Here is a 24190-nt window from a genome sequence, read left to right as displayed (position 1 = left end):
TCTGTCTGAAACCCGCAACTCGTTGATCTTCAAGGAGTTTTCGGTTCCGACTGCGCCGGAAGTGGGGCGAATTATAGAGACATCTGAAGGCCCGTCAAGCACTTATTTCGGAAAAGAGGAAAGTTTCTCATCAGGCTCCGCAGGAGGCGGCAAACCGCCCCGCGCAGCGGACGCCAGCCTCAGCTCAGCGTGATGCGCCCGAATGCCTTCTTGCCCGCCTGGCAAACATGTGTCGCACCCAGCTTGAAGATGAAGCTCCGATCTACCACCTCACCATCAACGCGCACACCGCCCGACGCAAGGAGGTCGCGAGCGATTGCCGCGTTCTTGACCAACCCTGCCTTATTAAGGACAGCAGCGATCGGCATGTCTTCAGTCCCAGGAACCGCAATCTCCGGCAGATCCTCAGGCAGCTCGCCATCCTTCATGCGATTGCCCGCGGAACGGTGCGCAGAGGCAGCTGCCTCTTCGCCATGAAAACGAGCGACGATTTCCTCTGCGAGCTTGATCTTGATATCGCGCGGATTCGCCCCAGCCTCGCACTCAGCCTTGAACGCGCCGATCTCCTCCATTGAGCGAAAGCTCAGCAATTCGAAATAGCGCCACATCAACGCATCCGGAATAGAAACCAGCTTGCTGTACATGATGCCGGGTGCTTCTTGAATCCCCACATAGTTACCCAGGGATTTGGACATCTTCTTCACGCCATCCAAACCTTCGAGCAAGGGCATGGTCAGGACGCACTGCGCTTCTTGACCATAGGCGCGCTGCAACTCACGCCCCATAAGAAGGTTGAACTTCTGATCCGTACCACCCAGCTCGACATCAGCTCGCAAGGCGACGGAGTCGTAGCCCTGGACCAGCGGATAAAGAAACTCGTGGATGGCAATGGACTGATTCGAGGTATAGCGCTTGTCGAAGTCATCCCGCTCCAGCATGCGGGCAACCGTGTATTGAGATGAAAGACGAATGAAATCGGCAGGGCTCATCTGATCCATCCAGGTGGAGTTGAATGCCACCTCGGTTTTTTCCGGATCAAGAATCTTGAAGACCTGGGATTTATAGGTTTCGGCGTAATCAAGCACCTGCTGGCGCGTGAGCGGCGGACGTGTTGCGCTTTTTCCGCTTGGGTCGCCGATCATGCCGGTGAAATCGCCAATCAGAAAGATGACCTGATGGCCCAACTCCTGGAATTGACGCAGCTTATTAATAAGCACCGTATGCCCCAGGTGCAGGTCCGGCGCAGTCGGGTCGAAACCGGCTTTGATGCGCAGTGGCTGACCACGCTTGAGTTTCGCGACCAATTCGGATTCGACCAGGAGTTCATCCGCGCCGCGCTTGATCAGCGCCAGCTGCTCTTCAACCGACTTCATAACAGCCCCGTAATGCCATATTTCAAAGGGAAACAACCATACAAGATCACCGCCCAAATACAAGTTCGGGACAGAACAGCCCCGCGAATCCGGAGCGGATCCGCACGCAAGCTTGCCTCGGGCAGGTTTTGGTTATATTTTATACAGTTATTTCATCTTCATCATGTCATTCATCTTTTCCATTTCATCTTTTTTCAAAGTCAAAATTACCTATGAACGACACTCCGCCTAAAGCGCCTCCGCTTTATCCGAAGAGCCACCTGCTCGCAGCCAGCGGTATCGCGGCCCTGCTGAGCCTGGCCCTTCTGGTTTTTCCATCCAGTGATGTCGAAGCCAAAAAAACTCACCTCAGTCTCGAACCGGAAACCCCGATCGAGCAGCTCAAGCAAGAACAAGACGCTCAAGATCAGTCTCAAGCCACAGAACTCCCGACTGAATCTCCATTCGCGCAGATCGACAACGGCGACGATGCCACTGAAGGAACTGCCACAAACGAGCCTGCGGCAGCGCCTGTCAAAAAAGAAGCCGTCGCCGCTGCGAAAAACGCTAATCACAGAGAGATCGTCGTCTCCAAAGGGGACACGCTTTCCACGCTGTTCGAGAAGGTAGGGTTGCCAGCGGCTGCGGTGCACGAGGTCATGGCCAGCGACAAGCAAGCGAAGCAGTTCAGCCAGTTGAAGAACGGGCAGGTCTTGCAATTCGAGCTTGGGCCGGATGGCAACCTCAAGCAGCTACACAGCAAGCTGAGCGATCTGGAAACCATCAGCCTGTCCAGAACCGAAAAGGGCTACACCTTTACTCGCGATGTCAGCAAACCCAACGTGCGCACGGCCTATGTCCATGGTGTGATCAATAATTCGCTCTCGCAATCGGCACAACGCGCCGGACTGAGCCACAGCATGACGATGGATATGGCCAATATCTTCAGTTATGACGTCGACTTCGCTCAGGACATCCGCAAGGGCGACGAATTTGACGTGATCTACGAGCAGAAAGTGATCAACGGCAAGACCGTCGGCACAGGCAATATCTTGTCTGCCCGTTTCACTAACCGTGGCAAGACGTACACAGCCGTGCGTTACACCAATAAGCAGGGCAATACCAATTACTACACCGCCGATGGCAACAGCATGCGTAAGGCGTTTATCCGCACGCCAGTAGAATACGCTCGCATCAGTTCGCTGTTCTCGATGGGCCGTAAGCACCCGATCCTGAACAAAATCCGCGCCCACAAGGGTATCGACTATGCTGCACCTCGCGGCACACCGATCAAGGCGACGGGTGATGGGAAAGTCATCCTCGCGGGCCGTCGCGGCGGCTATGGCAATACGGTGATCATCCAGCATGGCGAGACCTACCGCACGCTGTATGGCCACATGCAGGGTTTTGCCAAAGGCATTCAGAATGGATCGGTGGTCAAACAAGGTCAGGTCATCGGTTATATTGGAACAACCGGCCTGTCCACAGGTCCGCATGTGCACTACGAGTTTCAGGTAAACGGCGTTCACGTTGACCCTCTGGGTCAGAAACTGCCAATGGCAGACCCGATCGCCAAGTCCGAAAAACAGCGGTTCATGCAGGAGAGCCAACCACTGATGGCGCGCATGGACCAGGAAAAGGCCACCATGCTGGCCTCGAGTAAGCGCTGACCCATGACTTTATATGTAGGTGTAATGTCCGGAAGCAGTCTGGATGGACTCGACTTCGCACTCGTAGAACAGGGTGACCGCCCGCGTTTGCTCGGCACTCATTACATCCCCATGCCTGACGACTTGCGCGCTGAGTTGCTGGGGCTTTGCGCCAGTGGACCCGACGAGCTGGCGCGCGCAGGCATCGCCGAGCAGAAATGGGTGCACCTCGCGGCACAAGGCGTATTGGCGTTACTGGACAAACAGAACGTGTCCGCCGGTGAGATCCGAGCCATCGGCAGCCACGGCCAGACGATTCGGCACGAACCGGCGCGCGGCTTCACCATTCAGATCGGCAATCCGGCGCTGCTCGCGGAGCTGACGGGCCTTACCGTTGTCAGCGACTTTCGCAAGCGTGACATCGCCGCCGGGGGGCAAGGCGCTCCTTTGGTCCCGGCGTTTCACGAAGCGTTGTTCGACGATAACAAGGACTACCGCGCAGTTCTCAACGTCGGCGGCTTCAGTAACCTGAGCCTGATCGAAATCGACAAACCGGTCTCAGGTTTCGATTCGGGCCCGGGCAACGTTTTGCTCGATGCGTGGATTCAAGCCCAGCGCGGCCTGAGTTACGACAAAGACGGCGCCTGGGGCGCCAGCGGAACCGTCAACCCCGATCTGCTGAAATCCATGCTCAGCGATCAGTTCTTTCAGACTCGCGGCCCAAAAAGTACGGGGCGGGAAGTCTTCAACCTTGGCTGGGTTCATCATCACCTGTTTCAGTTGCCAACGCTGAGGCCCGAAGACGTGCAAGCGACGCTGCTTGAAGTAACGGCTTTGAGCATCACCGAGTCGTTGCAATCAGCTCAAGCGCAGACCAAAGAATTGCTGGTCTGCGGCGGCGGGGCTCACAACAAGGCCTTGATGGGTCGACTGGCGGCACTGCTGCCGAATACCAAAGTGTCCAGTACAGCCGACTTCGGCGTCGACCCTGACTGGGTGGAAGCCATGGCGTTTGCCTGGCTGGCACATTGCGCGCTGGAAAGCGTCCCTGCCAACCGCCCCAGCGTTACCGGAGCCAAGGGCTTACGGGTTCTAGGGGCGATTTACCCTGCCTGAATCGATCGGCATGATGCAAAAAAAAGCCGCGTAACAAACGCGGCTTTTTTGCAGGACGTCGTTGCCAGCAAGGCTCAGATCGAGAAGGAAGAACCGCACCCACAGGTCGTCGCGGCGTTCGGATTCTTGATCACGAAACGAGAGCCTTCCAGCCCTTCCTGATAGTCCACTTCTGCGCCGGCCAGGTACTGGAAGCTCATCGGGTCGACGACCAGGCTCACACCTTCTCGCTCGACAACGGTGTCATCGTCGGCAACGTCTTCATCGAAGGTGAAACCGTACTGGAAACCGGAACAGCCGCCACCGGTCACGAAAACTCGCAACTTCAGGCGGTCATTGCCCTCTTCATCGACCAGGGTTTTCACTTTGTGCGCAGCACCTTGCGTGAATTCCAGAGCCGTAGGTGTGAAGGTTTCAACACTCATGCTCAAATCTCCCGGCGGTAAGCCGTCATATTGCGTAATGACGGCCATTATCCGCTTGTCCTAGAAAATTGGTCAACTATTCCAGTGACAGCGACAGGCTTCGAGCGACAGGGGGCAAGCCAAACGCCTGCGCCCCTGCAGCGCCCTCAAGGCCTGAGGACGCTTTTGTCAGGGAAGCATGCCTGCATGAGCCAGTCCGAGGCGCTCATCCAATCCGAACAGAATGTTCATGTTTTGCACTGCCTGGCCCGATGCGCCCTTGACCAAGTTGTCGATGACCGACAATACCACCACCAGATCGCCGCCCTGAGGACGGTGAACGGCGATGCGGCAGATGTTGGCACCGCGAACGCTGCGCGTCTCGGGGTGGCTGCCGGCCGGCATCACATCGACAAAAGGCTCATTGGCGTAGCGCTTTTCGAACAATGCCTGCAGATCGATGGAGGTGTCGACCACCGTCGCATACAGCGTGGCGTGAATTCCACGAATCATTGGCGTCAGATGCGGTACGAAGGTCAGACCGATGTCACCACCCGCTGCGCGACGCAGCCCTTGGCTGATCTCCGGCAGATGGCGATGGCCTTTCACGGCGTAGGCCTTGAAGCTTTCACTCGTTTCGGAATACAGCGACCCGACGCTAGCGCCACGTCCTGCGCCGCTGATGCCGGATTTACAGTCGGCGATCAGGCGGGACGGATCCGCCAGACCTGCTTCGAGCAACGGCAGGAAGCCCAACTGGGTGGCGGTTGGGTAGCAGCCCGGTACGGCGATGAGGCGAGCCCCTTTGATTTGCTCGCGATTGACTTCCGGGAGGCCGTACACCGCTTCAGGCAATAGCTCAGGCGCACCGTGGGGCTGGTTGTACCATTTGGCCCATTCGACTGGGTCCTGCAGACGAAAATCTGCGGAAAGGTCGATCACTTTGGTACCGGCTGCGAGCAGTTCACCTGCCAGCGCATGGGCAACGCCATGAGGCGTCGCGAAGAACACCACGTCACAGGCACCCAGCACCTTCACATCGGGAACGCTGAAGGCCAGTCCGTCATAATGACCGCGCAAGTTCGGATACATGTCGGCGACCGGCAAACCCGCCTCGGAACGCGAAGTGATCGCGACCACTTCTGCTTCCGGATGCTGTGCCAGAAGACGCAGCAACTCGACGCCGGTGTAACCCGTGCCACCGACGATACCGACCTTGACCATAACCTGCCCTCAACGAAACCACTGGAAAGCCGCTGATGATATGAGTCCGTCGCCCTCGGGACAACCGTGAACGTGACGTACGGGCACGCAAGCCACTACTATTTGCGCCACCGTGATCCTGGAAAAACCAAAATGCTCTATCTGTGGATAAAAGCACTGCACATCGTCTCCCTCGTCTGCTGGTTCGCAGGCCTCTTCTACCTTCCCCGCCTGTTCGTCTACCACTCGATGAGCGAAGACGCCGTCAGCCGTGAACGTTTCTGTACCATGGAGCGCAAGCTCTATCGCGGCATCATGGGGCCCGCCATGATCGCAACGCTGGTGTTTGGTATCTGGCTGATTACACTCATCCCCGGCTACCTCCAACAGGGCTGGCTGCATGCCAAGCTGACGCTGGTGGTCATCCTGATCGGCTACCACCATATGTGTGGCGCTCAAGTGAAGCGTTTCGCGCGGGGCGAAAATGGCCGTAGTCACGTGTTCTACCGCTGGTTCAACGAAATTCCGGTTCTGATTCTCCTGGCTGTCGTCATTCTCGTAGTGGTCAAGCCGTTCTGATCTCTGGCAAGAGACGCCTTCAACCCTGACAAGGAAGCCAACCATGGCCGAGCATTTCAAGATCGTTTTCGAAGGGCAGCTCCGAACAGGGGTCGATCTGGAGACTGCACGTCTGAACCTTGCGCAACTGTTCAAGACTGACGTGTCCTCCGTCGACCGGCTGTTCTCTGGCAAGCCTATTACGCTCAAGCGAGGCCTGACTCATGACGATGCGCAGCGCTATTTGAAAGCACTGAATGACGCAGGGGTGGATGCCCGAGTCGAGGCGGAGCAGCCTGTCGCCTGGACTCTTGAAGACATCGAAGAACCAGCGCCCGTACACGCCGCGCTAGAGCAGCCCAAATCGCCCTATGCGCCGCCGCGCTCTGCGGTCGCCCAGCCGTGGCCGACCGTGGGAGAGCTGAAGGTATTTACCGTGCAAGGTCGTATCGGCAGGCTGCGCTATCTGGCCTGGACCATGGTGTTGACGTTCATAGGCTTGCTGCTCGCGGCCTTGTGCTTTGGGGTCATGAGCCTGTCGCTGGTGGCTGGCGGGCTGCTGGCCGCCGTTCTGTTTGTGGCGGTAGTCGTCATCAGCATTCAGATGGGGGCGCAACGTCTGCACGACGCGGGATGGTCAGCCTGGCTGCTGTTGCTCAATCTCGTGCCATTCGTGGGCAGCTTCTTTCCTTTCCTGATGATGATCATCCCAGGGAACAGTGGTCCGAATCGTTACGGCCCGCCGCCTCCGCCCAATACCAGAGGGGTCAAATGCCTCGCCGCTCTCTGGGTAATTTTTCTCGCCGTGGTGTTCGCGGGTGGCCTGATGGGTGGCCTGCAAAAAGTCAAAGAAGAAGTCGAAATCACCACCGGCGAGTATGAACAATCGCTGCCGTATGACGATGACGCCGAAGGCGCTGCCGAACCCATCGTTCCTGTCGATCCTCCAGAGGTCGATGAGCTATCCGGCACAGACGACGATCAATAACTGCCTGGCAGCAAGGACGCTGTCTCGACACTCGCAACACCTTATTGGAGAACAGCATGACCCGTTACGCCCTCGTCACCGGCGCATCCAGCGGTATCGGCCTGGCCATCGCCGAAGCGCTGGCCCGTCGTGGTCGCCACCTGATTCTGGTGGCCCGCCATCGGGACATGCTGGAGAGCATCGCAATCGAATTTACCCAGCGCTTCGGCGTCGAGGTGCTTTTCCGCGCCTGTGATCTGGGTGAGCCGCTGCGCCTTTCCGGCTTTCTTTTGGAACTGGAAGATGGCGAGAGGCAGATCGACTTGCTCGTGAACTGCGCTGGCATTGGCAACAGCGGACCGTTTCTCGCTCAGGAGTGGGCGCAGGAGCAGGACCTGCTCGACCTCAACGTCCTGGCAATGACCCGCCTTTGCCACACCGTCGGCAATTTGATGGCCGTACAGGGCGGCGGCCAGATCCTTAATGTGGCATCAATCATGGGATTCCAGCCTGGACCGTGGATGAGCACCTACGCGGCGAGCAAAGCGTTCGTTCTGCATTTTTCGGAAGGGCTGCGCGAAGAACTGAAGAAAACCGGGGTGAAGGTTTCAGTACTGTGCCCAGGCCCGACGCACACCTCGTTTTTCCGCGCGGCCCAGTTGAACGCTGACAATTTCATCAACGACACAACCCTGACAGCTGAAGAGGTTGCGCTCTATACCGTGCGTGCGCTCGACAAGAACAAGGCGATCATTATTCCCGGATGGCGCAACCGTTTCATCACCGGTCTGCCGCGCGTAACGGGTCGCTGGCTGACCCGCAAAATCTGGAGCTCGATAATCAAGTCGAGACTGTCGGCCTGACCACAAGCTTCAAGAAATGGCTGGGCGCGGTATGACCTCCCCAGTACACTCGGATCATTCCTCTTCTAAGGAGACACAAGGCTGTGACAACTCTGTTCACCAAGATCATCAACCGGGAAATCCCGGCGAAGATCATCTACGAAGATGATCAGGTACTGGCCTTCCACGACATCGCGCCACAGGCGCCGGTCCACTTTCTGGTCATTCCTAAGAAACCCATTGCCACGCTGAACGACGTGACGGAAGAGGACAAGGGGTTGCTGGGCCACATTCTGTTCACTGCCCAGCGCCTGGCCAAAGAGCAAGGCTGTGAAGACGGCTTTCGGGTGGTCATGAACACCAATGAGAAAGGCGGCCAGACCGTTTATCACATTCACCTGCATGTCTTGGGCAAACGTCAAATGACTTGGCCGCCGGGTTAAGTCGCGATTTCAACGCGTTATGCTCGCCAGGTGTCTGTTTGGCGCCTCGGCGGGCTGATGCAGAGCAAGCCCCGCCCTGCGGATTGAGGTAGACTGACCGCCGTGGTTTTATCCGGAGGTGCCCATGGCTACCGAACGTCACTACTCCCCTATTGATCGTTTTCTCTTGCAAGCCGATGCGGCGATGAAAACGCTGCTGCCCGCCAGTGCGCACGCTCATCGCCCTTCACCTGCCATCGTCCAGCGTGACTCGAAGCTGAGCGAGACCGAGACCCGTCATGTCGCCGGTCTCATGCGCATCAACCATACCGGTGAAGTCTGCGCTCAAGCGCTGTATCAGGGGCAAGCCCTGACCGCGAAGTTGCCCCAGGTGCGCAAAGCGATGGAGCACGCGGCGGAAGAAGAAATCGACCACTTGGTGTGGTGCGAGCAGCGCATCCATCAGTTGGGCAGTCACACCAGTGTGCTCAATCCGCTTTTCTACGGCATGTCGTTCGGGATCGGCGCGGTCGCTGGCCTGATCAGCGACAAAATCAGTCTAGGGTTCGTCGCAGCCACTGAAGATCAGGTGTGCAAACACTTGAACGAGCACCTGCAACAGCTGCCAGCAGAGGACGAAAAGTCCCGCGCCATTCTGGAGCAGATGCGAACCGATGAGGAACAGCACGCCGAAGGCGCCATTGAAGCCGGGGGCTATCGCTTCCCGGCCCCGGTGAAGTTTGGCATGAGCCTGTTGGCCAAGGTGATGACCAAGAGCACTTACCGCATCTGAGAAGGGTCACGACAGCGAGGGCTGTCTTCTGTGGGGGCACGTATCGGAAAGGCGCCGGAATGGCGCCTTTCCTGTCAATCAACCCAGCTCGATGATCTCGTAGTCGTGGGTAATCTCGACGCCGGCAGCGCCGAGCATGATGGACGCCGAGCAATATTTTTCAGCCGAAAGTTCAATGGCGCGTTTGACCTGGGCCTCCTTCAGGCCACGGCCTTTGACCACGAAATGCAAATGGATCTTGGTGAAGACCTTCGGGTCCTCGGTGGCGCGCTCGGCCTCCAGGAAGGCCTCACAGCTCTCGACCGGCTGGCGCGCTTTCTTGAGGATGCTGACGACGTCGAAGTTGCTGCAACCGCCCAGGCCGATCAGCACCATTTCCATTGGGCGCACACCCAGGTTTCGACCGCCGCTCTCGGGCGGGCCGTCCATCACGACCACATGGCCGCTGCCCGATTCGCCAAGGAACATGGCCTCACCCGCCCATTGAATACGCGCTTTCATCCCCAGGACTCCAATGCTTGAAAAAAGGCGGCCAGCTTAGCACAAGGTCGCTGTGCCGCTGCGCGGGCCGGAAACTGCCGCTCCGGGACAAAAATGTAGGAATTTTCCGAAAAAATGGCGAATCGCCGCTGTAGAACTGCGGTAAATCAGAAATACTGCCGATACCTATAAGAATGCCGCAGGGCGCAGTTTTTTACGGGATACCCCCATGGTTGCCATGACCCCTCCAAACAAAATGAAGCTGGTCGACAAACTCCTTCCTCACGCTCAACGACAGCGCTGTCCGGCCAAAACCAACATCATTTGTGCAGGTGAACAGTCGGAGTCCCTCTACCTGATTATCAAAGGGTCGGTGACGATTCTGATCGAAGACAGTGACGGGCGGGAGATGATCGTCGCCTACCTGAACAGTGGTGACTTCTTCGGCGAGCTTGGGCTCTTTCAGCCTGTCAACGACGGCTCGCGGAGCGCCTGGGTGCGCGCCAAGACCGAGTGTGAAGTTGCCGAAATCACTTATGCCAAGTTCCGCGAGCTAAGTCAGCATGATCCTGAGTTGATGTACGCGATGGGCGGACAGATGGCCGAGCGCTTGCGTAACACAACACGCAAGGTCGGCGATCTTGCCTTTCTGGACGTCACCGGGCGCGTGGCTCGCAGCCTACTGGATCTGTGCAAGCAGCCAGACGCCATGACTCACCCGGACGGCATGCAGATCAAGATTACCCGTCAGGAGATCGGTCGCATTGTGGGGTGCTCTCGGGAGATGGTAGGACGCGTATTGAAATCGCTGGAAGAGCAGAAACTGGTGCACGTGCGCGGCAAGACCATGGTGGTCTACGGCACTCGCTGAGCCCTTTGCTACAGGCCGACCAGCACGGCCGCGTAGCGTTCTGTCAGCCGGTCGAGGAAATCGTTACCCGCGTACATTTCCCGCAGCGCAACGTGACTGTCTGCCCGGCAACGTTGCTCAAGATCGCACATCTCATTGAAGCGGTTGACCGCATTGACCATGTCGACCCGCTCGTTGTCCAGCAGCATCGCACCGTGGGCCAACACCACCGGGCGTTTCCCGCCCTGACTCTGACGCCAGCGCTGAGCGGTCCCCACCATTTTGCGCCCGTTGAGGTTCACGTTGAAACGGCCGTCGCAGAATGCGCCGTCTACCTCTCCGAGCGATGCAACGCCGCCCAGCTCATTCAAGACATCGAGCATAGGCTGACACAGCCGCATGTAGGCGTTTTCGATACGGTCGCGATCAGGCTCCGTCTTCGGCTGAACGTAGACCAGCGCAACGTTGACTGTGGCGGGGGACTGGGGGACCGGCTCGCCCCCGCTTTCCCGAAGCAGAACAGGCCAGCCGATGTCCGCCAGCGTTTCGCTGGCCTCAGTAAAACCGGGCAGGCGGCTGAGACGCCGAGGCATGACTAGCGCGTGGTCATTGGGCCGCCAGAACAGCAGTCCGTGATCGGCCTCTCCGGCGCACACCGAGGCCAGCAGGTCCTGTTCGGCCTGCAGGCCAGCCTCTACGCAGATCTCGAGGTATCTACTCATTCGATAGCCTGCCGACGGTCACTGGGCGTGAGCTTGCTCTCACCTATGGAACAGGTATGCCTGCCCAATCAATCCAGCGTACTGGACTTGATCGCCGCACCCTTCTCCGGGAAGAACAGACGCTGCAATTCCACACCCGGTTTTTCGGCACGCATGAAGGCTTCGCCCACGAGGAAGGTATACACGTCGTTGATTTCCATCAATTCGACGTCGGCGCGGTTCAAGATCCCGCTTTCGGTCACCACCAGGCGATCACGCGGGATACGCGGGAGCAAGTCAAGGGTGGTTTCCAGGCTGACCTCGAAGGTGTGCAGGTTGCGGTTGTTGATGCCGACCAACGGAGTATCGAGGGTCTTCAGCGCGCGCTCCAACTCGTCACCATCATGCACTTCAACCAGCACATCGAGCTGGTTGGATTTGGCGACGGAGGCCAGTTCCGCCATTTGTCCATCCTCGAGGGCCGATACGATCAGCAATATGCAATCGGCACCCAATGCGCGCGCTTCGACCACCTGATAGGGGTCGATCATGAAATCCTTGCGAATGACCGGCAACTTGCACGCACTGCGTGCTTCCTTCAGATAAGCATCGGCACCCAGGAAGAAATCAATGTCGGTGAGCACTGACAGGCAGGTTGCGCCACCCGCTTCGTAGCTCTTGGCTATCTCACCAGGCTGAAAGTTCTCGCGGATAACCCCTTTGCTGGGCGAGGCCTTCTTGATTTCCGCGATGACCGCCGGCTGTTTGCGCTTGGCCTGATCGATCAGTGCCTTGGCGAACCCGCGCGTGGCATCGGCTGTGGCAGCCAGGGTCTCCAGCTCGGACAAGCTGACGCTGGCGCGACGTGCCGCCACCTCTTCGGCCTTACGGGCGAGAATCTTTTCCAGTACCGTTGGCACGCTCATCCTTCATTCTCCTGTTTGAATACCGCAGTGAAGGCACCCAGCTCTTCCAGTTTTTCACGGGCCAGGCCGGTATGCAGCGCGTCATGGGCCAGTTCCACACCCTCTTTCAGCGTCGACGCGTGATCCGCCGCGTAGAGCGCCGCACCCGCATTGAGCACAATCATTTCCGCCGCCTTCTGGCCATTTTCGGTCTTGCGGCGCCCCAATGCGTCACGAATCAACTCCAGCGACTGCTGAGGGCTTTCCACAACCAGACCAAACAGACTCTGACTCTTGATACCCAAGTCTTCGGGTTGTACCGAATATTCGGTCACTTGATCGTTCTTGAGTTCCGCCACGAACGTGGGTGCGGCGAGGCTGAACTCGTCCAGGCCATCCTGCGAATGCACCACCAGCACATGTTTGCTGCCCAGGCGCCGGAGTACCTCGGCAAGCGGGCGACACAGCGCCTGATTGAATACACCGACCACCTGATGCTTGACCCCTGCCGGGTTAGTCAGTGGACCGAGCATGTTGAAAAGCGTGCGCAGCCCCATTTCCTTGCGCGGACCCGCGGCATGCTTCATCGCTTGATGATGGGTCTGAGCGAACATGAAACCGATCCCCACGCTGTCGATGCAGCGTGCTACCTGAACCGGGGTCAGGTTCAGGTACACACCCGCCGCCTCCAGCAAGTCGGCACTGCCGCTCTTGCCCGACACCGCGCGATTGCCATGCTTGGCGACGGTACAGCCCGCTGCCGAGATGACGAGCGATGCGGCCGTGGAAACGTTGAAGATATTCGCGCCGTCGCCGCCGGTGCCGACGATATCGACCACACGATCCAACGACTGCAACTGAACCTGATCGGCGAGTTCGCGCATCACCGAAACGGCACCGACGATTTCGTCGATGGTTTCGCTCTTCATCCGCATGCCCATCAGAAAGGCGCCGATCTGTGCCTGCGTGCATTGCCCGGTCATGATTTCGCGCATGACATCGCGCATTTCGTCGGTGGTCAGGTCCAGTTGATTTACAACCCGGCCCAGCGCCGTTTTGATATCCATCGCCATATCGAAGTGTCCTTAACCCTGACGCACGCCGCCGGTCTGCTTGAGGAAGTTGGCGAACAGCTCATGGCCTTGTTCGGAGAGAATCGACTCAGGATGGAACTGGACGCCCTCGACGTTCAGCGTCTTGTGACGTACGCCCATGATCTCGTCGACCGAGCCGTCCTCCAACTGAGTCCAGGCGGTCATCTCCAGGCAGTCGGGCAAGGTGTCGCGCTTGACCACCAACGAGTGATAACGGGTGACCGTCAGAGGGTGCTTGAGACCTGCGAACACGCCCTGGTCTTCATGGATCAGGTCGCTGGTCTTGCCGTGCATCACCTGACGCGCGCGGACCACATCGCCACCAAACGCCTGGCCGATCGCTTGATGGCCGAGGCAAACGCCTAGCACGGGCAGCTTGCCTGCAAAGTGCTTGATGACGTCGATGGAGACACCCGCCTCATTAGGCGTGCAGGGGCCTGGCGAAACCACGATGCGCTCCGGATTGAGCGCTTCGATTTCGGCCACGGTCATTTCATCGTTGCGGATGACTCTAACGTCGGCGCCCAGTTCGCCCAGGTATTGCACGACGTTATAGGTAAAAGAGTCGTAGTTATCGATCATCAGCAGCATGGCGTGCTTAACCTCTTGAAATCTGACCTTGTGCGAACCTTCGAAACTTTGCCTGACTCATCGCCTGGCATGTCCCGCCAAGGGAAGGGTCAACTGTCGCGCAAGGCGTTGTTCGAAGGCAGGGTGTAGCAGAGCCGGAATCCGGCAGGGGAAAAGTCAGGCGCGCCAACGCCAACGGGCGTGGGCCTTGATAACGCGCATCAAGAGTTTGCTGACAGTCGTCACGGAAGGAGTCTCATCTAAACGTTTCGGGACATTAGCGTACCGGGTCACCCGGCGCAATATGATTCTACGCCAGAAAAAACCACTGAAAGGAGTCAGAACGGCGCTCAAGAGGCGGATCAGCCACTCTGTTTGGGTAGGTTGCGCGCACCGAAACACGTTGAGCTCTGCGGACCGGCCCCCGGCAACTAAAGGGAAACGCGGGGCCAGAGACACCCGCGTTCGACCCCATCAGCGGCGCATTACCCCTCGGGGGTCTGCTCGGCCAGCGCCACGGCGCGAAACATGGCGCGGCGCTTGTTCAGCGTTTCTTCCCACTCGAGCGCAGGCACCGAGTCGGCCACGATCCCGCCGCCCGCCTGAACGTGAAGTTCACCGTTCTTGATCACTGCGGTGCGAATGGCAATCGCGGTGTCCATGTTGCCGTTCCACGCCAAGTAGCCCACCGCTCCGCCATACACGCCGCGCTTCACCGGTTCCAGCTCATCGATGATTTCCATCGCACGAATCTTCGGTGCACCGGACAGGGTGCCGGCCGGCAGAATCGCCCGCAGGGCGTCCATCGCCGTCAGGCCCTGCTTCAATTGGCCGGTGACATTGGAAACGATGTGCATCACGTTGGAATAGCGCTCGATGACCATCTTTTCGGTCAGCTTCACCGAGCCGATCTCCGAGACGCGACCGGTGTCGTTGCGGCCCAGGTCGATGAGCATCAAATGCTCGGCGATTTCCTTGTCGTCGGAGAGCAGATCGACTTCCAGCGCATGATCCGCTTCTTCGGTCGCACCGCGCGGACGTGTACCGGCGATCGGCCGTACGGTGATCAGGTTGTCTTCGACACGTACCAGCACTTCGGGCGAACTGCCGACAACATGGAAGTCGCCGAAATTGAAGAAGTACATGTAAGGCGTCGGGTTGAAGCAACGCAGCGCGCGGTACAGGTCGATAGGCGCGGCCTTGAAGTCGATGGACATGCGCTGCGACGGGACCACTTGCATGCAGTCCCCTGCCAGGATGTATTCCTTGATCGTATCGACCGCGTTTTCGTAATCGCCTTGGGTGAAACTGGAGCGAAACACCGGCTCAGCCGCTTGCGGACGGGTCAAATCCAGCCCGCGACGTGGCGTGATCGGTTGGCGCAGCTTTTCCATCAGTGCTTGCAGGCGAGCATGGCCCGCCTCGTAGGCCTCAGGCTGGGCGGGGTCAACCAACACGATCGCGTGCATCTTGCCGGCGAGGTTGTCGAAGACGACCACGGCGTCGGACACCATCAACAGAATGTCCGGCACACCGACTGGATCAGGATTCGGACATTTGCCCAATCGCGGCTCGACATATCGGACGCAGTCATAGCCGAAATAACCCACCAGCCCGCCATTGAAGCGCGGCAGGCCGGGGATGGTCGGGACGTTGTAACGCGCCTTGAAGGTCTCGACGAACGCCAGAGGGTCTTCTGCCTCCAAGCGTTCGGTTTCAACGCCGTCATGGGTCACGCTCACGGTGTGATCATGCACACGCAGCACCGTGCGGCATGGCAGACCGATCATCGAGTAACGCCCCCACTTCTCCCCGCCCTGAACCGATTCGAGCAAGTAAGAATTCGGCTCGTCGGCGAGTTTCAGGTAAATCGACAGCGGCGTGTCGAAATCGGCGATGGTTTCAAGAGCAAGCGGAATGCGGTTGTAGCCTTCAGCGGCCAAACGCAGGAATTCTTCGCGGATCATGATCAGCCTCGTGGCAAGAGGTAAAACGGTCAGGTATGCAAACGCGCCGGAAGCCCGGCCAGATTCAAATCAGGCGCGCCAACGCCAACGGGCCAGGGCCTTGATGACTTTCATCCAGAGTTTGCGAGTGACCACCACGATGGATTCTCTAAAGGAAGGGTGTGGAACGTCGGGCAACGTTATCCCAGCCCCCGCTTCTAAGCAACCGGGAATCAGTTTGCGCAGATCGTCGATGACCAGCGCCGGGGACTCTTCGGCAATCGGACGCCCGTGGTTATAGCCATAACTCAATGCGACGCAGGCGACACCGGCCGCCTTCGCCGCCAGCACGTCGTTGCGGGAGTCGCCCACGAACAGGGACTGCGAGCCGGGCACCCCGGCCATTTTCATGACGAAAAACAACGCTGCCGGATCCGGTTTCTGCTGAGGCAGCGTGTCACCGCCGACGATCCAGCGGAAGAAACGCCCCAGCTTCATGTCGTCCAGCAGCGGCGCCACGAAACGCTCCGGCTTGTTGGTGATAAGGGCCATCTCCACCCCTTGCTTCTGCAGCCATTTCAGCGTTTCGCGCACGCCGGGGTAAACGCGCGTGAGGGAATGATTGTCGCCGTAGACCTCCATGAAGATCGCCAGCGCTTCTTCGGTCGCGGCCTCATCGACAGCCGAGTGGTCCATCCCATTGGCCAGCGCGCGCCGCACCAGCACGCGAACACCATTGCCGATCCAGTCACGGACCCGTTCGATGCCGGCAGGGGCGCGACCGAGCTGAGTCAGCGTCTTGTCCACAGCGGCGGCCAGATCTGGCACCGAGTCGACGAGGGTGCCATCCAGGTCGAACATGATCAGCCGAGGCAGGCGGCCGGGAAAGAGCTGTTCGAAGCCGCTCATCAGCGAGTCAGCGCCAGTTCTGCACGCATTTTTTCAATGACCTCTTTGTAATCGGGGGCATTGAAAATGGCCGAGCCCGCGACGAAGGTGTCGGCCCCAGCCGCAGCGATCTCACGGATATTGTTGACGTTGACGCCGCCGTCGATCTCCAGGCGGATGTCGCGCCCGGAGGCATCGATCAGTGCTCGCGCCTCACGCAGCTTGTTGAGCGTGCCAGGGATGAATTTCTGGCCACCGAAGCCGGGGTTCACGCTCATGAGCAGGATCATGTCGACCTTGTCCATGACGTATTCGAGCAGGTTCAGCGGGGTCGCCGGGTTGAACACCAGGCCGGATTTGCAGCCCGCTTCGCGCACCAGTTGCAGCGAACGGTCGATGTGCTGGGTCGCTTCCGGGTGAAAGGTGATGTAGGTCGCACCGGCTTCGACGAAGTCGCCGATGATGCGGTCCACCGGGCTGACCATCAGGTGTACGTCGATGGGCGCGGTGATGCCGTATTTGCGCAACGCCGCGCAGACCATCGGGCCGATGGTGAGGTTGGGGACGTAGTGGTTATCCATGACGTCGAAGTGAACGATGTCGGCGCCGGCGGCCAGAACATTGTCGACTTCCTGACCCAGGCGGGCGAAATCGGCGGACAGAATCGAAGGAGCAATAGCGAAGGGCTGCATGACGCACCTTTTTTGAGCGAAATCACGGTGGCGCGCATTGTACTCCAGAGTTTCGAACATGGGTCGTGCGGCGGATGAATGCAGGTTCCTACGCACGGCAGATGCCCAGACTTCACCTGCGGGGCCACCCCCTGGCGGCGACTTCGGATCACCCCCACGCGCTGCGCGGGAGCGACCCTACCCCACAGTCGGGCTCAATCAGCCAACGCTTCTTCCTCGATGCGCTCGGCCTTGATGACCGGCTTCGCATCCGGCGCTTTCACATCTTTGCTGAAAGTGCCGTCCACTTCGCCTTTGAAAAAGTTCTTGCCGTAGATCAACAGACACAACACCACGCCGACGCCGAACGCCCAACTGGCGCCTTTGATCGCCAGCACCGCGCCGATCACGCCCGCGATGCCCAGGTCGCGTTGGCTGCGCGCTTCTAGAATGCCGAGGCGGACGCTGACATAGCCTTGGATCAGCAGGGTCAGCGACAGCGCAACCCCAAGAATTGGCTGCACCAGCGTCACGACCGGAAGCAGCAACAGCCCGGTGTTAGTGCCCCAGCGGAACGAGCCGACACCGCCGATGATCGACTGCATCGCTTTGGGTCCGCCTTTGAAACGCTCGATGACCACCACCAGCATCGCCGCCCATTTAGGGCCGCACATGGCGACGTCCGGGCCGAAAATACTCATGAACGCGTTGCGTGCACCGAAAATCCAATGCGCGCGATCCGGGTTGTAATCGACGACCTCATCGGTGCGGACAGTCTCCGCCTCGTCGAGCAGCGACTTCGCGCTCAGCACGTCACCGAACACGATGATGTACACGGCGAGCATGGTCGGTAGCGCCGAAATGAACATTGAGAGCGGCGGCATGCCCAGCCCGAAGACGGTGTAGTCGTGCCACAGGCCAGCGAAGTCGGGCTTGCTGATGCCCCACTGAATGGTCGGCCAGGGTGCCTCGCCGAACAGCGGAGCGATCACCACCGCCAACAGAATGATTGGCAAGATGCCCAGCTTGGCGAAGTTCCACCAAAAGCGATTGCGCTGCTTCAACTCATTGAAGTGTTGGGAGAAGATCAAATAGAACGCGATGCCCACGGCGATGGAGATGGTCCATGGCAGGACGTTGAATTTGCCACCTACCTGGAAGACGGCGATCACTGCACTGAACCCGGCGCCCACGATGATGCCGGACTTGATGGCAGGGGGCACATACTCGACCACTTTTCTGGCCATCCCCGTCATGCCCAGCGCTATCGAGAACACCCCAAGCATCAACTGAAAGGCGATCAATGCATGCACGCGCTCCGGCCCCATCGGGAATTGCGCACAGTAGGCCATCAGCAGGGGCACCGCCGGGGTGATCCAGCCCGGAACGGTCGGATCGCCAAGCAAGTGGTGAGTCAGATACAACAGGCCGTTGAGCATCACAACGGCCAGCGCCACTTCGAACGGCATGCCGAGCAATTCGGTCATCAGCGGGATGGCGGCCAGATCCACAGCGCACATCAGTAAGCCCTGCAAGTAGTCCGGCATCTCGAATTTGTAATGAATAAACGGCAGCCGCACTTTGAAAGGGCCGAAAGGGATGTAGGGGCTTTCGCTCCTACGCGGGGGAGTGTTTGACATGTCGTGTACCCGTTTTATTGGTCTTGTATCGGTCGTTGCCCGACCGTTGGATCGGGCGTGTTGCGTGGTGCGGATCAGTAAGCCGCCCGGTAGATCTTTTCAATATCGGCGGCGGTCAGCTTGCGAGGGTTGTTGCGCATGAGGCGATCGATTTTGCTGGCTTCCTCGGCCATCGAAGGAAGGGCATCTTCCGGGACATCGAAGCTGCGCATGCCTCTCGGGATGTCCACGGCCGCACACAAATCGGCCATCGCCTTGACGGCTTCATCGGCGGCGTCCTTGTCGCTCAATCCGGACACCTGCAAGCCCATGGCGTCGGCGATGTCGCGAAAGCGCTCGACGCAGGCCATCTTGTTCCACTCCATCACGTAGGGCAGCAGCAAGGCATTGCTGACCCCATGGGCAATGTTGAAACGGCCGCCCAGTGGATAGGCCAGCGCGTGCACGGCTCCGACGCCTGCATTACCAAAGGCCATTCCGGCCATCAGGCTGGCGGTGGCCATGTCTTCGCGCGCCTGAACGTTGGCAGGGTTGGCATACGCTTTAGGCAAGGCTTTGACGATCAGCTTGATCGCGCCCAGAGCGATGGCGTCGGTAATGGGCGAAGCGTTGACCGAAAGGTACGACTCGATGGCGTGCACCAATGCATCGACACCGCTGGCCGCTGTCACGCTCCGCGGGCAGGTCAGTGTCATGACCGGGCTGACAAGCGCGACGTCCGGCAACAGAAAGTCGCTGACGATGCCCTTTTTCAGCTGGGCTTGCTTATCGGAGAAGATCGCGACGTTTGTCACCTCCGACCCGGTCCCTGCGGTGGTCGGGATCGCGATCAGCGCGGGGCCCTTGTGCTTGACCAGATCGACGCCGAACAACTCGGCCAGTGGCCCGTCGTGATGAGCGAAGGCCGCGACGCCCTTGGCAATGTCGATCGCGCTGCCGCCGCCCAGGCCGATCAACCCATCATGACCGCCCTCGCGAAAGGCGCGAGTGCAGTCCTCGACAATGGCAATTTCAGGTTCGGGCTTGACCTGATCGAAGATGCCGTAACGCCGCCCGCCCAATTGCGCCAGCGCCAGGTCCACTGTGCCGGACTTGACCAGAACCGCGTCCGTGACGACCAAGGGGTTATTGACGTTGAGGCGGGTCAGCTCTGTGGCCAACTGCTCGATGGCAGCCTGACCTGTGATCAGTTTGTTCGCGATTTTGAAGGCGCTGATGCGCGAGGCGGAAAGGGTCATCGGGCTCGTCCTGTGTGCGTTGTTTTAGTGAAGACGTGCCAGAGGAGATAGCCAAAGCTGTGCCAATTCGCCGAAGGCCCCGCGGCAGAAGGCTTCAAGGCGAATCACGGGCAGTCGAAGCAAAAGAGACCGGGCGGTCCTGATCAGCTTTTTGATCGGTGAAGCGGGGCGTGATTGAAAAACTGATCAGCGGGCCGCTAATCGGAGCGCTCCCAGCGCTTCATTTTTTGCACCACGGTGGCCTGGCTGACTCCCAAGGCCTTGGCCGCCAGGCGCGTGGTTTTGTGGGTCTGCAATGCAGCCCTGATCGCAGCGCGCTCGGCGTTTTCCAGCACCTTGCGCAGCGGCAGTCGACTGTCATGGGCGAGAGACGGGTTGAAATTGAGAATGTCCTCGGGCAGGTCCAACGCTTCGATGGTCCCACTCAGGTTGGTCACCACCAGTCGCTCGACGATGTTGATCAACTCGCGGATGTTGCCTGGCCAGGCGTACTCGCACATCAAGTCCAGGGCTTCCAGACCCCACTGCACCTGCCGCTCATAATGGGCATTGAACCGGTCGAGGTAGTACTGCAACAAAGGGGGAATTTCTTCGCTGCGCTCACGCAGGGCCGGGATGTGAATGGGGACGACGTTCAGTCGGTAGAACAGATCCGCACGAAACGTCCCTTCTACCACCCTTTGCTTGAGGTCATGGTGAGTGGCGCTGATGATGCGCACGTCCACTTCCTTGAGCTCCAGCCCGCCCACGGGAATGAAGCGATTCTCTTCGATGACTTTGAGCAGCTTGACCTGCACCGCCAACGGCAAATCACCGATTTCGTCGAGAAACAACGTCCCGTGATGGGCCAACTCCAGCAGCCCACGCTTGCCCTTCGGCCCTGCGCCGGTAAAAGCACCGGGCGCGTAGCCGAACAGTTCGGCCTCGATCAGATTCTCCGGCAGCGCACCGCAGTTGAGCGCCAGAAAAGGCTCTTTGGCGCGAGGGCTGGCATTGTGGATAAACTGCGCGACGAGGGTCTTGCCGACGCCGGTTTCACCTTGCAGCAGCACTTTGACCGAGCTGCCCGCGACTTGCCGGGCCAGCGCGAACACCCTTCCTGACACTTCCTGATCGGCCATCAGCTGCGAATCCAGCAGATTGTCCCGCTGGCCGGCGTGCAGCCTGGCCGTGCTGCTGCGCAACTGCTTGAGCTGTTGCAGCTCATCGCGCTCATGCTTCATGCGCAGCAGTTCGGTCATGTCGCGCACGGTGCTGACGACGTAGGAAATACGGTGATCGGCATCGAGAATAGGCGTGGCACTGACCAGCAGCTTCTTGCCTTGGCTAAGGCTCTGCATCACCGACACCGGACGCCCCTCCTGCAAGACGCGCAGTGAAGCCGACTGCGAGATGACCCCTTCTTTCACCAGTTCCTGCATCGGACGGCCGATCAAGTCGGCACCGTTCAGGCCGGTCAACCGTTCGTAGGCATGGTTGACCTTAAGCGTCGTACCTTGGCCGTCGGTGATGTAGACACCGTCGTGCAAAGCGTTGAGCAGTTCTTCGAAACTGGCGTCATTGACGTTCACCGCGGTCTCCGTGGCGGGGTGAGGAGCGGTGGAGTTTAACGGATTACTGGTCGTGCCCACGCAGGGTGGGCACGAGCGATCGCAAAGACGTGTCGATCACACCGCCGAGGTGCGCAGCTTCTCACTGCGTCCGCGCAGCCACTCCAGTGCCAACAACAACACCACCGAGAAGCCGATCAACAGTGTGGCTGCTGCGGCGATGGTCGGGCTGAGGTTCTCGCGGATGCCGCTGAACATCTGCCGTGGCAGGGTCGCCTGTTCAGGGCCGGCGAGGAACAGCGTCACCACCACCTCGTCGAACGAGGTCGCAAAGGCGAACAGCGCCCCCGAAATGACGCCGGGTGCGATCAGCGGCAGGGTTACCCGGCGGAAGGCCGTGATGGGCGATGCGCCGAGGCTCGCGGCAGCGCGTACCAGGTTGTAGTTGAAGCCTTGCAACGTGGCCGACACCGTGATGATCACGAACGGCACCCCAAGCACGGCATGCACCAGAATCAGCGAGGTGTAGCTGTTGCCCAGGCCCAAGGGCGCGAAAAACAGGTAGCTCGCCACGCCGACGATGACCACCGGAACCACCATGGGGGAAATGACCAGGGCCATCACCAGCGATTTGCCGGGAAAGTTGCTGCGGGTCAGGCCGATGGCGGCCAACGTGCCAAAGCCCATGGCCAAAAGGGTCGCGGCCGGGGCGACGATCAGGCTGTTCTTCAGCGAGCGCATCCACTCCGCGGAGCTGAAGAAATCCTGGTACCAATGCAACGAGAAGCCCTGCAGTGGATAGACCAGAAAGCTGCCGGAGTTGAACGACAGTGGCACGATGACCAGCACCGGCAACACGAGAAACAACAGAATCAGCGCGCAGAGAATACGCAGCGTGTAATGCCAGACCCGCTCAATGGGTGAGGAATAAGGGCTCAACATGAATCGTTCTCCTCAGCTCAGACGCAGGCGGCTGGCGCCGACCAGCCAGCTATAAATCAAGTACAGCACGACTGTGGCCAGCAGCAGCAGACCACCCAAAGCGGTTGCCATGCCCCAGTTGATGCTGGTGTTTGTGTAGAAGGCCACGAAATAACTGACCATCTGATCGTTGGGGCTGCCGAGCAGCGCCGGGGTGATGTAGTAGCCAATCGAGAGGATGAACACCAGCAGGCAACCGGCCCCCACACCCGCATAGGTTTGTGGGAAATAAACCCGCCAGAAGCTGGCGAAAGGGTTACAGCCCAAGGATATCGCGGCACGCATGTACGTCGGCGAGATGCCCTTCATGACGCTGTAGATCGGAAGGATCATGAACGGCAGCATGATGTGGACCATGGAGATGTACACGCCGACCCTGTTGAAGACCAGCTCCAGGGGTTTGTCGATGATGCCCATGGCCATGAGCGCGCCGTTGATCAGGCCGCCGGATTGCAGCAACACGATCCATGCGGCGACTCGCACCAGAATGGAGGTCCAGAACGGCAGCAGCACAAGGATCATCAGCAGGTTGCTCTGACGCGCTGGCAGATTCGCCAGCAGGTACGCCAATGGGTAGGCGAGCACCAGGCAGAACAGGGTGATCACCAGCCCCATCCAGAAAGTGCGGGCGAAGATGTCGAGATAGATCGCCTGATCAGGCGTCGCGGGGGCCAGTTCGCCCAGGTCATCGATGCGATGGTCGAGCGACGCCAGCAAATAATACGGGGTGAAGCTGGAGGTATTGCGACGAATGGCCTGCCAGTAGGCCGGATCGCCCCAGCGCTCGTCGATGGCTTCAAGGCCTTCTTTGTACGAGACCGGCTCCTCCTTGAAAGGCAAGGCGCGGGCCGTTTTCGCCAACAGGCTGCGGTAACCTGCCAGTTCCTGGTTCAGGCGCTTGGACAGATCGCCCAATGTCTGGTTTTTGCGAGCGTCGGCCAAGTCTTGGCTCGCCGCTTTGTAGACGGCTTCAGGGGGTAAGCCCTTGCCGTCCCATTGGCTCACTTGTGCCACCGTGAGCGGCATGCCAGCGACCACTTCCGGGTTGTTCACACTTTTGTACAGCAGTGCCGCAATGGGCACGAGGAAGACCAGCAAGAGGAAAATCGCCAATGGCGCGATCAACGCCTGAGCCTTCCAGCGGTTGACGCGCTCGGCACGGGCCAGGCGTTGCTTCAAGGTCGGGCTGGCGCCTTCAGTCAGGGGCACGGCGGTGGCCATAGCGAACTCCGAAATCTTTCGAACGAGGGGTGCTTCGCCTGCCCTGTTTCTGGAGGAAGAGGCAGGCGAAGCGCCCGGTTAACTCACTTCAAACGTGGTGCAACAACCGCCAAGGGTTGGCCTCTGGCCAGCGGCTATGGCATGCGGGC

25 protein-coding genes are annotated in these 24190 nt (G+C 59.2%); 9 read left to right on the top strand and 16 right to left on the bottom strand.

Features of this window, described 5'->3' with window-relative positions; translation table 11 throughout:
* Window positions 1-193 (top strand): hypothetical protein (locus N5D61_RS14090; RefSeq protein ID WP_279893274.1); only part of this gene is annotated, 193 nt, incomplete at its 5' end.
* Here N5D61_RS14090 and tyrS read toward each other — a convergent pair.
* Complete coding sequence (gene tyrS / locus N5D61_RS14085; protein WP_108239990.1) at window positions 180-1373, bottom strand: tyrosine--tRNA ligase; 1194 nt, start codon at window positions 1371-1373, stop codon at window positions 180-182. The two genes, N5D61_RS14090 and tyrS, sit on opposite strands and share 14 nt — an antisense overlap.
* Before the next feature lie 212 nt (window positions 1374-1585).
* On the opposite strand from tyrS, the gene N5D61_RS14080 reads away from it, so the two are divergent.
* Both N5D61_RS14080 and N5D61_RS14075 read left to right on the top strand, forming a co-directional pair.
* The gene (locus tag N5D61_RS14080; RefSeq protein ID WP_108239988.1) at window positions 1586-3022 is read left to right on the top strand and encodes a peptidoglycan DD-metalloendopeptidase family protein; all 1437 of its coding nucleotides are present in this window, start codon (window positions 1586-1588) and stop codon (window positions 3020-3022) included.
* A gap of 3 nt (window positions 3023-3025) precedes the next feature.
* On the top strand, window positions 3026-4117 hold the full coding sequence (locus N5D61_RS14075; protein ID WP_108239987.1) for an anhydro-N-acetylmuramic acid kinase: 1092 nt from the start codon (window positions 3026-3028) through the stop codon (window positions 4115-4117).
* A gap of 74 nt (window positions 4118-4191) precedes the next feature.
* Here the strand turns inward: N5D61_RS14075 and erpA are convergent, their stop codons facing one another.
* Entirely contained in the window at window positions 4192-4542 is a 351-nt protein-coding gene (erpA, locus tag N5D61_RS14070) for an iron-sulfur cluster insertion protein ErpA (RefSeq protein WP_108239986.1), read from the bottom strand.
* A 168-nt stretch (window positions 4543-4710) separates the two neighbouring features.
* A complete protein-coding gene (gene argC / locus N5D61_RS14065; RefSeq protein ID WP_108239985.1) occupies window positions 4711-5745 on the bottom strand; it encodes an N-acetyl-gamma-glutamyl-phosphate reductase in 1035 nt (344 codons plus the stop codon).
* A gap of 132 nt (window positions 5746-5877) precedes the next feature.
* Between argC and hemJ the strand changes: the two genes are divergently transcribed.
* The 5 genes from hemJ to coq7 all read left to right on the top strand — a co-directional run bounded on the left by hemJ (window position 5878) and on the right by coq7 (window position 9306).
* Window positions 5878-6303 carry a protoporphyrinogen oxidase HemJ gene (hemJ, locus tag N5D61_RS14060; protein ID WP_108239984.1) on the top strand — a complete coding sequence of 142 codons (426 nt, stop codon included), beginning with the start codon at window positions 5878-5880 and terminating at the stop codon, window positions 6301-6303.
* Window positions 6304-6346: 43 nt separating this feature from the next.
* Window positions 6347-7270, top strand: a complete 924-nt coding sequence (locus N5D61_RS14055; RefSeq protein ID WP_108239983.1) for a DUF805 domain-containing protein — start codon at window positions 6347-6349, stop codon at window positions 7268-7270.
* 56 nt (window positions 7271-7326) lie between these two features.
* On the top strand, window positions 7327-8112 hold the full coding sequence (locus N5D61_RS14050) for an SDR family oxidoreductase (protein ID WP_108239982.1): 786 nt from the start codon (window positions 7327-7329) through the stop codon (window positions 8110-8112).
* Window positions 8113-8195: 83 nt separating this feature from the next.
* Window positions 8196-8534, top strand: a complete 339-nt coding sequence (locus tag N5D61_RS14045) for a histidine triad nucleotide-binding protein (RefSeq protein WP_108239981.1) — start codon at window positions 8196-8198, stop codon at window positions 8532-8534.
* A gap of 124 nt (window positions 8535-8658) precedes the next feature.
* Complete coding sequence (coq7, locus tag N5D61_RS14040; RefSeq protein WP_108239980.1) at window positions 8659-9306, top strand: 2-polyprenyl-3-methyl-6-methoxy-1,4-benzoquinone monooxygenase; 648 nt, start codon at window positions 8659-8661, stop codon at window positions 9304-9306.
* Window positions 9307-9384: 78 nt separating this feature from the next.
* On the opposite strand, the gene N5D61_RS14035 is transcribed toward coq7, so the two are convergent.
* On the bottom strand, window positions 9385-9807 hold the full coding sequence (locus N5D61_RS14035; RefSeq protein ID WP_108239979.1) for an OsmC family protein: 423 nt from the start codon (window positions 9805-9807) through the stop codon (window positions 9385-9387).
* A 208-nt stretch (window positions 9808-10015) separates the two neighbouring features.
* Between N5D61_RS14035 and crp the strand changes: the two genes are divergently transcribed.
* Window positions 10016-10657 (top strand): cAMP-activated global transcriptional regulator CRP, encoded by a 642-nt coding sequence (gene crp / locus N5D61_RS14030; RefSeq protein WP_108239978.1) that lies wholly within the window; start codon window positions 10016-10018, stop codon window positions 10655-10657.
* Between the two features lie 8 nt (window positions 10658-10665).
* Here crp and N5D61_RS14025 read toward each other — a convergent pair whose 3' ends face one another.
* The 12 genes from N5D61_RS14025 to N5D61_RS13970 all read right to left on the bottom strand — a co-directional run bounded on the left by N5D61_RS14025 (window position 10666) and on the right by N5D61_RS13970 (window position 24041).
* Window positions 10666-11358 (bottom strand): lipoate--protein ligase family protein, encoded by a 693-nt coding sequence (locus tag N5D61_RS14025; RefSeq protein ID WP_108239977.1) that lies wholly within the window; start codon window positions 11356-11358, stop codon window positions 10666-10668.
* A gap of 68 nt (window positions 11359-11426) precedes the next feature.
* Window positions 11427-12263 (bottom strand): indole-3-glycerol phosphate synthase TrpC, encoded by an 837-nt coding sequence (trpC, locus tag N5D61_RS14020; protein ID WP_108239976.1) that lies wholly within the window; start codon window positions 12261-12263, stop codon window positions 11427-11429.
* Complete coding sequence (gene trpD, locus N5D61_RS14015; protein ID WP_108239994.1) at window positions 12260-13309, bottom strand: anthranilate phosphoribosyltransferase; 1050 nt, start codon at window positions 13307-13309, stop codon at window positions 12260-12262. The genes trpC and trpD overlap by 4 nt, the downstream gene beginning before the upstream one ends.
* A gap of 18 nt (window positions 13310-13327) precedes the next feature.
* Window positions 13328-13927 (bottom strand): aminodeoxychorismate/anthranilate synthase component II, encoded by a 600-nt coding sequence (locus N5D61_RS14010; protein ID WP_279893272.1) that lies wholly within the window; start codon window positions 13925-13927, stop codon window positions 13328-13330.
* Window positions 13928-14391: 464 nt separating this feature from the next.
* Entirely contained in the window at window positions 14392-15873 is a 1482-nt protein-coding gene (gene trpE, locus N5D61_RS14005; protein WP_279893270.1) for an anthranilate synthase component I, read from the bottom strand.
* 69 nt (window positions 15874-15942) lie between these two features.
* Window positions 15943-16761 (bottom strand): phosphoglycolate phosphatase, encoded by an 819-nt coding sequence (locus N5D61_RS14000; protein WP_108239973.1) that lies wholly within the window; start codon window positions 16759-16761, stop codon window positions 15943-15945.
* A complete protein-coding gene (rpe, locus tag N5D61_RS13995) occupies window positions 16761-17432 on the bottom strand; it encodes a ribulose-phosphate 3-epimerase (RefSeq protein ID WP_279893269.1) in 672 nt (223 codons plus the stop codon). Before rpe ends, N5D61_RS14000 begins: the two co-directional genes overlap by 1 nt.
* 194 nt (window positions 17433-17626) lie before the next feature.
* Complete coding sequence (locus N5D61_RS13990; RefSeq protein WP_279893268.1) at window positions 17627-19051, bottom strand: hypothetical protein; 1425 nt, start codon at window positions 19049-19051, stop codon at window positions 17627-17629.
* Window positions 19052-19125: 74 nt separating this feature from the next.
* A complete protein-coding gene (locus N5D61_RS13985; protein WP_279893267.1) occupies window positions 19126-20289 on the bottom strand; it encodes an iron-containing alcohol dehydrogenase in 1164 nt (387 codons plus the stop codon).
* 197 nt (window positions 20290-20486) lie between these two features.
* Window positions 20487-21860: a sigma 54-interacting transcriptional regulator gene (locus tag N5D61_RS13980; RefSeq protein ID WP_279893266.1), complete on the bottom strand. Its 1374-nt coding sequence runs from the start codon at window positions 21858-21860 to the stop codon at window positions 20487-20489.
* 96 nt (window positions 21861-21956) lie between these two features.
* Entirely contained in the window at window positions 21957-22781 is an 825-nt protein-coding gene (locus N5D61_RS13975; RefSeq protein WP_108239969.1) for an ABC transporter permease, read from the bottom strand.
* A gap of 12 nt (window positions 22782-22793) precedes the next feature.
* Window positions 22794-24041, bottom strand: coding sequence for an ABC transporter permease (locus tag N5D61_RS13970; RefSeq protein WP_279893265.1), 1248 nt, complete (start codon window positions 24039-24041; stop codon window positions 22794-22796).
* Between the last annotated feature and the right edge of the window lie 149 nt (window positions 24042-24190).

The organism is Pseudomonas sp. GD03842, from assembly GCF_029841165.1.
GTDB lineage: Bacteria > Pseudomonadota > Gammaproteobacteria > Pseudomonadales > Pseudomonadaceae > Aquipseudomonas.
The sequence above is the reverse complement of the archived record's forward strand: the minus strand, read 5'-3'. Positions and strand labels throughout refer to the sequence as shown.